Source organism: Dokdonella sp. (assembly GCF_035703485.1).
Classification (GTDB): Bacteria; Pseudomonadota; Gammaproteobacteria; order Xanthomonadales; family Rhodanobacteraceae; genus Dokdonella.
The window spans coordinates 1-8537 of the sequence record NZ_DASSYD010000023.1; the positions used below are offsets into that span (position 1 = coordinate 1).

The window sequence follows — 8537 nt, forward strand, 5'->3', positions numbered from 1 at the left end:
GATTTCAGCGCCTCCAGCAGGCCGATCAAAATGCTGTGCTTGAACACATCGGCAAAGTTGCCGGCATGGAATGCATGGCGATAGTTCATGGCGTTCCTGGCGCATCGCTCTGAGAAGGACTCTGGTCCAGTTGCCAACATAGCGGGCCGGGCGTTCTGCAGCAAGGGTGGAAAAAGCAACACCCGAGCGCTGCAGAATCAACGACAGCGCCAAGCAGCCGAATCCATGCTGTCAAATCGAAAGTCGTTACCAATGGCTGTGACAAATGGACTGCCCGGGATGCTAACTTGCAGGGATAACTGCCCTGGGGACTGAAGCATGAGAAAGCTGCTGAAATGGTTGTTGCGACTGATTTTTCTGGTTGTGGTGCTGGCCGGCATTGCGTTCGTGCATGTGTGGTACTTCAAGCCCTACAAGATCGACTGGTTCTACGGCAGAACCTTCATGCAGTTTGCGCTGCAAAGTCCGCAGATGCTCAGCAGCATGCGCATCCTGCCGCCCTGGGCTGACTTCTACAGCGACAAGCTCGATGATGCTTCGCCCAGCCACGGGGACAAAATGACGGCGCTGGTCAAGGAAGATCTCGACATGCTGCACCGCTATGATCGCGATGCACTCGATGAAGAGGGCAAGCTGTCCTACGACGCGCTCGAGTTCTTTCTCAAGGATCAGGTCGAGGGAAGTCGTTTTCGCTACAACAATTTTCCGGTCAACCAGATGTTCGGCGTGCAATCGAACCTGCCGAACTTCATGGCCCAGACTCACCAGGTCAACTCCAGGGGCGACGCCGAGAACTACATCAAGCGACTCGACCAGTTCCCGGTCCAGTTTTCGGAGGTCATCGAAGGGCTCAAGCTGAGCGAACAGAAGGGCGTGATACCGCCGAAATTCACCGTCGACAAGGTGCTTGAGCAGATGAACGGCTTTATCGCCATGCCGGCTGCGCAGAACATGCTCTACACCAGCCTCCAGGAGAAACTGACCAAGCTGGGTACCGACAAGGTCGACCAGGCCGCTCAGGACGAGTTGCTAAAACAAGCCGAGGCCTCGATCGACGGCAAGGTTTACCCGGCCTATCGCGATCTGATTGCCTACTTCACCGCATTGCAGCCCAAGGCGACTGAAAACCTCGGTGCCTGGAGCCTGCCCGATGGTGATGCCTATTACGCCTGGGCCGTGCGCAGTCATACGACCACGGACATGACGCCGGCCGAGGTACATGAACTCGGACTTTCGGAAGTCGCTCGAATCGGTACCGAAATGGATGCGATTCTGCGCGATCAGGGCTTGACCGAAGGCACGATCGGCGAGCGTGTTCAGCAGCTTGCGCGCAAGCCAGAGCAGATGTATCCGAATACGCCGGAAGGCAAGAAGGAGATGATTGCCAAATACCAGGCGATTCTCGATGATATCAATGCCAATCTCGGCGATACCTTCAATCGCCGTCCGAAGCTTGGTGTTGAGGTCAAGCCGGTACCGGCGTTTTCGGAGAAGACTGCGCCTGGCGCCTACTACCAGAGCGGTGCATTTGACGGATCACGGCCTGGCGTCTTCTACGCCAATATGCGCGATCCCGGCGAAACACCGAAATTCGCGATGCGCACGCTGGCCTATCACGAAGGCATTCCGGGTCATCATTTCCAGATCACGATCGCACAGGAGTTGCAGGGAGTTCCGTTCTTCCGCCGCGTGCTGCCGTTTACAGCCTACTCGGAAGGTTGGGCCCTGTATGCCGAACGTCTGGCCTGGGAAATGGGTTTCCAGAAGAATCCGCTCGACAATCTTGGTCGACTGCGCGACGAGATGATGCGTGCGGTGCGTCTGGTCGTCGACAGTGGCATCCACTACAAGCACTGGACGCGAGAGCAGGCGATCACCTACATGCTCGAGAACACCGGCATGGGTGAGGGTGATGTGACGGCGGAGATCGAACGCTATTTCGTCTTTCCGGGACAGGCGCTCGCGTACAAGGCCGGCATGCTGAAGATTCTCGCCCTGCGTGAAAAGGCGAAACAGGAACTCGGCGACCAGTTCAAGCTCAGCGAATTTCACGACCAGATCCTGACCCACGGCGCCTTGCCGCTGTCGCTGGTCGAGCGTGTCATCGATGACTGGATTGCGAGCAAGAAAGCCGGATGACTTCACTCAAGCCAACGGTCGAGCGCAACGCCTGATTCAGCCGACCCGTATCAGCAAAGCTTCCAGTGCACCATGTCAGTGCACTGGAAGCAGGCGTGAACGATATGCGGGTGGCGAACGGCGTCGTTGCCGGGCAACGATAACGCTCCGGATCAAGCGGCCTGATCGTCAGCCGAGAGTTGCACGCGGCCGCGCAACGAGTTGGCCATCACTTCGGTGATCAGTACGTCAACGAATTGTCCCGCCATGCGCGGATGACCGGCGAAGTTGACCTTGCGCATGTTCTCGGTGCGACCGGTCATTTCATTGGGGTCGCGACGGCTCGGGCCTTCCACGAGGATGCGCTGGGTGGTGCCCAGCATGATTTCGTTGATCTTGCGCGCATTCTCGTTGAGCACGGCCTGCAGTCGCTTCAGGCGTTCCTGCTTGACCTCCGCCGGAGTTTCATCGGCGAGACTGGCTGCTGGCGTGCCGGGACGTGAGGAGAAAATGAAGCTGAAACTCTGGTCGAAGCCGACGTCATCGATCAGTTTCATTGTCTTCTCGAAATCGGCATCGGTTTCGCCTGGGAAGCCGATGATGAAATCCGAAGACACGCAGATATCCGGGCGCACCGCGCGCAGTTTGCGGATGCGCTGCTTGTATTCGAGTGCGGTGTAGCCGCGCTTCATCGCGGAAAGAATGCGATCGGAGCCGGATTGCACCGGTAGGTGCAGGTAGTTCGCCAGTTGCGGAACGTTTGCATAGGCATCGATCAGCGAATCGCTGAATTCCATCGGATGCGAGGTAGTGAAGCGGATCCGGTCGATGCCATCGATCTGGGCGACAGCGTGAATCAACAAACCGAGATCGGCGATGCCGCCATCGTGCATCGGGCCACGATAAGCGTTGACGTTCTGACCCAGCAGATTGACTTCGCGCACGCCTTGCTCGGCCAGTTGCGCAATTTCGGCGAGCACGTCATCGAACGGCCGGCTGATTTCTTCGCCACGGGTGTAGGGCACAACACAGAAGCTGCAGTACTTCGAGCAGCCTTCCATGATCGAGACGAATGCGCTTGGGCCTTCGGCACGCGGTTCCGGCAGGCAATCAAATTTTTCAATCTCGGGGAAGCTGATGTCGACTTGCGGTTTTCCGCTCTTGCGCCGCGCCTCGATCATCTCGGGTAGCCGGTGCAAGGTCTGCGGTCCAAAGACCAGGTCGACGTACGGCGCGCGCTTGACGATCGCTTCGCCCTCCTGACTGGCAACGCAGCCACCGACACCAATAACCACTGATTCCTTGTGCTGCTTGAGTTCCTTCCAGCGGCCGAGCTGGCTGAAGACCTTTTCCTGCGCCTTCTCACGGATCGAGCAGGTGTTGATCAGGATGACGTCGGCTTCGCTCTCATCCTGAGTCAGTTCGAGCCCATGCGCGGCGCCGAGTACGTCAGCCATTTTGGCCGAGTCGTACTCGTTCATCTGGCAACCGTGGGTCTTGATGTAGAGCTTTCCGGACATGGGTTCTGGAGAATTGTGAGCAAACCCAGTAGTTTACGCACTGGACATGAGGCTCGCCAGCAGATTCGGTTGAACTTCACGAGGTTTCCTCGCGTCCATTGCCAATCCTGCGTCAGCGGGAGTACCGTGATCGATAGAAAGCTATGCGACAAATATCGAAAAATCAGCTGCTTGGCGGATTGTTCTCGATCGGACTATTGATCGTGACGGGCGCCAATGCCGACACCTTGTACAAATGCGAGGGTCCGGGCGGCAGTGTCGCCTATACCAACAAGCGGGCGAATTTCACTGCCTGCAAGGCGATCGGGCGCTATTCGGTGAAACCGCCGGCGGCAAAGAGTGCGCAAGCGCAACGCAAGGTCGAGTATCAGGAGCAACCCGATGTTCGCGCTGGAAGCTCGGGTGTGACCTCCACAGCCGCGATGCTCGCACCAGCCAAAAAGACCGAACCCGTGCCGAGCGAAGCCAGCAAACCGGTGGCGCGCGTGATGACCAGTGCGAACACCTCAAAAGCAGCACCGAAAGTCCTGCGTGGAGCGGTCTACCGGGTCGAGCGCAAAAGTGGCATCACCGAATACACCAACGTGCGACCGCGAGATGGTCGCTTCGCCTTGCTCTTCACCTACATCTCGACCTGCGTTGCCTGCGACCTGCATTCGACCATCAATTTCGCGAGGACGGCACTCAATACCGAAGCCTACAAGGATGAGGTCAACCTCGCCGCTGCCGATTACGGGGTTGATGCCGCGCTGCTGCGCGCCGTCATCCATGCCGAATCGGCATTCAATCCGATGGCCATTTCAAGCAAGGGCGCGCAAGGCCTGATGCAGTTGATGCCGGGGACTGCGAGCGATCTCGGTGTCACCGACGCGTTCGATGTCAGCCAGAATATTCGTGGCGGCGCAAAATACCTCGCCGAAATGCTCAAGAACTTCAATGGCGATCAGGGGCTGGCGGCTGCGGCCTACAACGCCGGGCCGGGTGCCGTCAGGAAGTATTCCGCCGTGCCGCCGTATGCCGAAACCCAGATTTACGTCGAGCGCGTAAAGACCTTGTATGAGCGCTATCGCAAGGCGCTCTGACGGGCCGTTGAAATTCCAACCAACCGGCGCGATACGGCTGGCAACGTGCTTGAAACTGCTCAATTGCCGCAACTGGACTGCGTCTTGTCCTGCATTCGCCTGAGCGGATTTCAACAGCCTGTCAAAGCAGCCTGATCAGGTTCGGGTCACCGCATTCTGCGGGCGCTGCATCAAGGTCAATTCAACCGAAAACGGAACGCCGTTGCGCAAACCATCCAGTTTTGCCACCGAGCCCGGCGCCAATGCGGCTTCGTGACTGCGCAGGTCGGGCTGATCGATGATGTCTTCACCATCCAGCTTGAGCAGGATGTCGCCACGGCGCAATCCGACACTGTCACCGGGACCTCCAGGCAGCACCTCAGTGACAATGACGCCGCGTTGAAGCGGGGTGGTTGAAGGCGTTGCGGCACTGATCGCCGACATGTCCGCGTACTCAATGCCGAACCAGCCGCGAATGACCATGCCGTGGCTGATGATCTGGTCAAGCACGGCCTTTGCGGTGCTTACCGGTATCGCAAAGCCGATGCCCTCGGCGTTGTTCTTTTGCAGCCCGCCGTTGCGCGGATCACTGCCGGCATTGCGATAGACCGCCGTATTGATACCGACCAACTCGCCAAGTGCGTTGACCAGGGCGCCGCCGGAATTGCCAAAATTGATCGCCGCATCGGTCTGGATGAAATCCTCATAGGCGGAAAGTCGCAGTTGACGACCGGTTGCGCTGACGATTCCCATCGTTACCGTCTTGCCGACACCGAACGGATTGCCGATGGCGAGGACAACGTCACCGACATTGACGTCGCCGCGATCAGCCACGGCGATCGTCGGCAAATCGGAAGCATCGATCTTGAGGACAGCCAGATCGGTATCCGCATCGGCACCAATCACGCGCGCTTGTGAAACCCGGCCGTCGGAAAGCAGAATCTGGATGTCGTCGGCACCACTGATCACGTGGTTGTTGGTCAGCACATAGCCATCTGCGCTGAACACGACGCCGGAACCAAGGCTGTGTTCCTGCTTGCGGTAGGCCGGTCCGGCGGCAATTGCACCAAACAGTCGTCGGGTAACCGGATCCGGAATGATCCGGTATTGGCGCACCGTGGTCATCTTGTTGGCGTAGATGCTGACAACAGCGGGCGCGGCCCGGCTCACCGCATCGGCGTACGAAACCGGGCCTTCACTATGCGAGGATGGGGTCGAGACGCGAGGTGACGACTGCACGGCAATGCTTGCGCGTTCACCGCGCAAGCGCTCGACAATCGATGGCGCAAGCAGACTCACCAGGAAAGCAAGAGCCAATCCGAGTGCGCTAAAGCGCAATATGAAGGAGAGTGTGCGGATGGTTGCGCGGCGCATGGCGTTGGATATTCGGGGCCTTGTGGGGCATAAGAGACATCATGCCACGCAGCCTTTGATTGTGCGGTGCGGGGTGCTTCGTTAAACTAGCATGAACTTGCGGCGGACCCGCATTCAATTCCTGTTCCATTTCCGTTTTTCAACCTGCTTTTGTGGAGTGCCGGATGGCAAATGACGGCGTCGACTTGGGTCGCCGCAGATTTCTGACCGCAACGACAGCCGTCGTTGGTGGAGTTGGAGTCGCGGTAGCGGCCATACCTTTCATCAAATCGTGGCAGCCCAGCGCGCGCGCGAAAACCTCTGGTGCACCGGTCGAAGCTGATATCAGCAAGCTCGAACTGGGCCAGATGGTTACCTACGAGTGGCGTGGCCAACCGATCTGGATCATTCATCGGACCAAACCCCAACTGGATGCGCTGCCGAGCCAGGACTCGCGTTTGCGTGATCCGTCGTCGAGCGTCGAGACCCAGCAGCCGACGTACGCGGTGAACGAATACCGATCGCGCAAGCCGGAGCTGCTCGTGCTGGTCGGCATCTGCACCCACCTCGGTTGTTCGCCGAAGATGCATGGCGAGCTCAAGCCGGAGCCGTTTGATCCGGAATGGAAGGGTGGCTTCTTCTGCCCATGCCACAAATCGCGTTTCGACATGGCGGGCCGCGTTTATGACGGTGTGCCGGCGCCGACCAACCTGGTCGTGCCGCCGTACTACTTTGTCGACGACACCCACATCATGATCGGCCTCAACGAGAGGGCTGCCTAATGTCCAATCGACTGTCGCGGGCCGTTACCGGCATGCAGGACTGGTTCAACGAACGCGCACCTTCGTTCCTGCCGGTCTACCGCAAGCACATGACGGAGTACTACGCTCCGAAGAACTTCAACATCTGGTACATCTTCGGCGTGCTGTCGATGGTGGTGCTGGTCAACCAGATCGTTACCGGCATCTTTCTGACCATGTTTTTCAAACCGAGCGCGACGGAAGCCTTCGCTTCGGTTGAATACATCATGCGCGATGTCGAATGGGGCTGGCTGATCCGCTACATGCATTCGACCGGTGCCTCGGCATTTTTCGTGGTCGTCTACATCCACATGTTCCGCGGCATCATGTACGGGTCGTACAAGAAACCGCGCGAGCTGGTCTGGTTGCTCGGCATGCTGATTTATCTGGTGCTGATGGCAGAAGCCTTCATGGGCTACGTTCTGCCCTGGGGCCAGATGTCATTCTGGGGTGCCAAGGTCATCATCTCGCTATTCGGCGCGATTCCCTACGTTGGCGAAGCGCTGACCGAATGGATCATGGGTGACTACCTGCCTTCGGATGCCACTCTCAACCGCTTCTTCGCACTGCATGTGATCGCATTGCCGCTGGTGCTGCTGTTGCTGGTCGTACTGCATATCTTTGCCTTGCACGAAGTAGGCTCAAACAATCCCGATGGGGTCGAGATCAAGAAGGGACCGAAGGGCAATCGCTGGTCGGCCAATGCTCCGGCTGACGGCGTTCCTTTCCACCCCTACTTCACGGTCAAGGACATCTTCTACACTGGTTGTTTCCTGATGATCTGTGCGTTCATCATCTTCTTCCAGCCGACTTTTGGCGGTCAGTTCCTTGAGCATGACAACTTCATCGAGGCCAATCGTCTGGTCACGCCGGAGCACATCAAGCCGACCTGGTACTACACGCCGTTCTACGCGATGTTGCGAGTCGTTCCAGACAAGCTGGCCGGCGTCCTGACCATGTTCAGCGCAATCATTGTGCTGTTCTTCCTGCCCTGGATTGATCGCGGCAAGGTCAAATCATGGCGCTATCGTGGAACCGGTTTCCGCGTTGCCCTGTTTGTTCTTGGCATCTGCTTTGTCTGGCTTGGCAAGATTGGTTCGGGCCCGGGAACCGATCCGATCGAGACCCTCATCGGCCGCTTCCTGACCATTGCCTATTTTGGCTTCTTCATCTACCTCTGGGTCTACACCGCCTTCGGCTTCGAGAAGACCAAGCCGGTGCCTGAACGGGTGACTGGCCATGACTGAGACCATCATGCTGAAGACTCAACGATTGATTGTCGGTTTCCTCGTCGCACTTGCATTGTCCGCAGCACCGGCTGTGATGGCATCGGAAGGCGCTGCATTGCCCGCCTCGAATGCCAATCTCGGTGATATCGGTTCGCTGCAACATGGTGCCAAGATCTATTTCAATTATTGCTCTGGTTGCCATTCGCTGAATCTGATGCGCTATTCGCGAATCGCCGAAGACCTGCAATTGAGCAAAGATCAGGTCATGCAGAATCTCAACTTCACCGGTGCCAATTTCGGTGAACCGGTTCCTGCATCCATGCATCCGGAGGATGGCAAAGCCTGGTTTGGAGCCGCACCTCCCGATCTTTCGCTGATGGCCAGGGCCAAGGGTGTCGACTACGTTTACAACTATCTGAAGTCGTTCTATCTCGACCCGAGTCGTCCGATGGGCTG

At 57.8% G+C, this 8537-nt stretch carries 7 protein-coding genes and 1 pseudogene; 5 read left to right on the forward strand and 3 right to left on the reverse strand.

Translation table 11 applies throughout. The features are described from left to right. Positions 1-89: pseudogene (locus VFN25_RS02065) on the reverse strand (23S rRNA (adenine(2030)-N(6))-methyltransferase RlmJ); the annotation flags it as partial. A gap of 229 nt (positions 90-318) precedes the next feature. Between VFN25_RS02065 and VFN25_RS02070 the strand changes: the two are divergent. Then, positions 319-2139: a DUF885 domain-containing protein gene (locus tag VFN25_RS02070; RefSeq protein WP_325138296.1), complete on the forward strand. Its 1821-nt coding sequence runs from the start codon at positions 319-321 to the stop codon at positions 2137-2139. Between the two features lie 152 nt (positions 2140-2291). On the opposite strand, the gene miaB is transcribed toward VFN25_RS02070, so the two are convergent. After that, on the reverse strand, positions 2292-3638 hold the full coding sequence (miaB, locus tag VFN25_RS02075; protein WP_325138298.1) for a tRNA (N6-isopentenyl adenosine(37)-C2)-methylthiotransferase MiaB: 1347 nt from the start codon (positions 3636-3638) through the stop codon (positions 2292-2294). 143 nt (positions 3639-3781) lie between these two features. On the opposite strand from miaB, the gene VFN25_RS02080 reads away from it, so the two are divergent. Continuing rightward, positions 3782-4720 carry a lytic transglycosylase domain-containing protein gene (locus VFN25_RS02080; protein WP_325138300.1) on the forward strand — a complete coding sequence of 313 codons (939 nt, stop codon included), beginning with the start codon at positions 3782-3784 and terminating at the stop codon, positions 4718-4720. A 135-nt stretch (positions 4721-4855) separates the two neighbouring features. On the opposite strand, the gene VFN25_RS02085 is transcribed toward VFN25_RS02080, so the two are convergent. Next, a complete protein-coding gene (locus tag VFN25_RS02085) occupies positions 4856-6073 on the reverse strand; it encodes a S1C family serine protease (protein ID WP_325138302.1) in 1218 nt (405 codons plus the stop codon). Between the two features lie 164 nt (positions 6074-6237). Between VFN25_RS02085 and petA the strand changes: the two genes are divergently transcribed. The 3 genes from petA to VFN25_RS02100 form a co-directional block, all read left to right on the forward strand. Continuing rightward, complete coding sequence (petA, locus tag VFN25_RS02090) at positions 6238-6834, forward strand: ubiquinol-cytochrome c reductase iron-sulfur subunit (protein WP_325138306.1); 597 nt, start codon at positions 6238-6240, stop codon at positions 6832-6834. Beyond that, the gene (locus VFN25_RS02095; RefSeq protein ID WP_325138308.1) at positions 6834-8099 is read left to right on the forward strand and encodes a cytochrome bc complex cytochrome b subunit; all 1266 of its coding nucleotides are present in this window, start codon (positions 6834-6836) and stop codon (positions 8097-8099) included. Before petA ends, VFN25_RS02095 begins: the two co-directional genes overlap by 1 nt. After that, the coding region (locus tag VFN25_RS02100; protein ID WP_414648827.1) for a cytochrome c1 at positions 8092-8537 on the forward strand (446 nt) is incomplete at its 3' end. The genes VFN25_RS02095 and VFN25_RS02100, both read left to right, overlap by 8 nt.

Bases quoted from the DNA above. Each gene is read 5' to 3' on its own strand.
- VFN25_RS02085 (WP_325138302.1), bottom strand. From the start codon at position 6,073: ATGCGCCGCGCAACCATCCGCACACTCTCCTTCATATTGCGCTTTAGC.
- VFN25_RS02080 (WP_325138300.1), top strand. From the start codon at position 3,782: ATGCGACAAATATCGAAAAATCAGCTGCTTGGCGGATTGTTCTCGATC.
- miaB (WP_325138298.1), bottom strand. From the start codon at position 3,638: ATGTCCGGAAAGCTCTACATCAAGACCCACGGTTGCCAGATGAACGAG.
- petA (WP_325138306.1), top strand. From the start codon at position 6,238: ATGGCAAATGACGGCGTCGACTTGGGTCGCCGCAGATTTCTGACCGCA.
- VFN25_RS02095 (WP_325138308.1), top strand. From the start codon at position 6,834: ATGTCCAATCGACTGTCGCGGGCCGTTACCGGCATGCAGGACTGGTTC.
- VFN25_RS02070 (WP_325138296.1), top strand. From the start codon at position 319: ATGAGAAAGCTGCTGAAATGGTTGTTGCGACTGATTTTTCTGGTTGTG.